Source organism: Kitasatospora sp. NPDC001159, from assembly GCF_053598235.1.
Genome location: NZ_JBSFJV010000256.1, coordinates 1 through 2092, shown reverse-complemented (window position 1 = coordinate 2092; position 2092 = coordinate 1). Strand labels below are relative to the sequence as shown.

Annotated in this window: 2 protein-coding genes; both read right to left on the bottom strand. The window is 68.2% G+C overall.

Annotated elements, in window-relative coordinates:
* Positions 1-462: 462 nt before the first annotated feature.
* Positions 463-624 carry a hypothetical protein gene (locus tag ACWC9T_RS41645; protein ID WP_449826224.1) on the bottom strand — a complete coding sequence of 54 codons (162 nt, stop codon included), beginning with the start codon at positions 622-624 and terminating at the stop codon, positions 463-465.
* A 76-nt stretch (positions 625-700) separates the two neighbouring features.
* Positions 701-1861: a hypothetical protein gene (locus tag ACWC9T_RS41640; protein WP_449826223.1), complete on the bottom strand. Its 1161-nt coding sequence runs from the start codon at positions 1859-1861 to the stop codon at positions 701-703.
* Between the last annotated feature and the right edge of the window lie 231 nt (positions 1862-2092).

Sequence of the window (2092 nt, the reverse complement as noted above, 5' to 3'; positions counted from 1 at the left end):
GTAGGTCATCCGTACGAGCACGAGACTGATCATGCCCAGTCAGCGGCTGGCGCACCGTCCGAGGTCAGCCGCAGTGAAGCGATTTTGGAGCACTATGGGCTTTACGGCCGACCGATCACCGGTTGCCGACTCTCCACGCAGGGCCCCGGCCACGGTGACGCGGCGGGCGCGGAACGCGGCGGAAAACCAGCGGCCCCGTCTCCGACCCCACCGCACCCACCATCGATCTATGACATGCCCACGGCGAACACACACAGCAACCAAATCAGCTTCGGGACACCACCCGCCAGCCACCCGCCCCACGTACCGGCCCGCCCCCTACCGGTCCAACCAATAACCCCACAAAACCACCAAAACAGGCGAAAACACAAAACCGAACCACCACAAGGTCACACCCACCAGCCCACGCGCGCGCGGGAGGAAACAGGCGGTGCAACAACTCGGCACAGGCACCGCCGGTGTTCACCAGCCCGCCCGGGCCTTCGCCGGGTAGAGCTTCGCGTGCAGCACCCGGACCTCCCACCACGGGACGTCCGGGGTGGAGACCAGCGCGGCCACCAGCTCCCGCTTGGTCGGCGGCGGGAGCATCAACGTGCCCAGGTCCTTGGCAGCGCGGGTGCTCACGCACCCGGGGCGCTCCAGCCGGGGCAGGCCCGGTCACAGGCGCAGCGGCCTCGGCGGGCTTGTGGTCGGGCGGTTGTCAGGTGCCCTGGGTGAACCGCCGGGCGATGAGGGTGATGGCCATGGAGCATGCCGCGAGGAATGCCACGCAGACCAGCGCGGCGAGCAGGGCCGGCCACCATCCTCCGGTCAGCTCGATCCGCTGGTGGAGGGTGCCCGCGGTGAGCCTGACGGCCAGTTGGAGGGCGTAGGAGGTGGCTGCCAGCTTGACCAGGAGGAGCAGCGGTCCCAGGACCAGCTGCAGCACGTCGTGCCGGTAGCTGCGGTCCCACCAGTCGTCACGGTCCATCGCGCGGTCCGCGAGCCGGAACAGCAGGAGGTTGATCAGGTTGGAGGGCATGGTGGCGATGGCGCCGAAGACGGCGAAGGCGAGGGTGCACGAGATGAGCGCGAGGAGTTGTCCGGTCGCGGGTCCGTGCAGGGCGAACGTGGGGATGATCATTGTGGCGATCCACAGTCCCAGACCGCTGGGGACCAGCCCGATGAGGAGGTCCGTGGGCTGGATGCCGAACCTGATCAGCCGGGCGGTGTCCAGGATCCTTTGACGCCGTGTCTGCAGGTCCTGTGCCCGGGCGCGTAGTTCGAGGACCTCGTGTTCCAGTTGACGTAGTCGGGTCGCGGTGGACGAGCGCTGGCGTCGGCTGTCGTGCAACTGGCCGTACAGGTCGTGCAGCGCGGCGTCGACCGGCGTGTTCGACTCGTGGCCGGTGGGGAGGGCGGCGGTGATCCGGTCGAGGATCTCCTCTACTTCCGCTTCCTGGGCGGCCAGCTGCTGCTCGGCCTGCCGGAGCCGGTGCATGGCATGGTCAAACTGGTCGGTGGCTATCCGCTCCTTTCGGTGAGCCTGCTCCAGTTCCCGCTCCAGACCGTACAGGGCGGATGCGCGCTTGGGCTTCCAGCCGATCTCCCTCGCCCGGTCCGGGTCGCGGCGCTCTGCCGCTTCCTCGGTCTCCTTCAGGGCGGCGATGTAGAGGTCGTAGGCAATCTCGCGTTCGGTCTCCGGGACCCGGCGGCCGGCGGCTTCACGGGCCTGGTGGAGGGCATCGAGCCACTCCTTGGGCGGAAGGCCTTCCCCCGACAGCAGCCGCGACAGCTGTGCGTGCTTCGTATTCAGGGCCTTCTCGGCGCCCGGCGTCGCTGCCAGGTCCTGTCCACGGCCTTTCTGGCGTACTCGGCCCACGCACCCACAGCCGTGCCGAGCGCCTGCGCGTCGGGCTTCTTCCGGGGCCGGCCGCGCCGTGGTTCGCCCTGTTCCTCGTCCGATAACGGCATCAGAAAATCCCTCAAAGTCGCTGGTCAAAGCCTTTGGTGAGGCTTGAGAAGCCGTGATCAAAGCGCTCTTGGGGCTTGAGGGCCGGACGGAGATTCGATTCTCGGTCCCGTTCGGGTGATCGCGTGCCGGCCGGCGCAT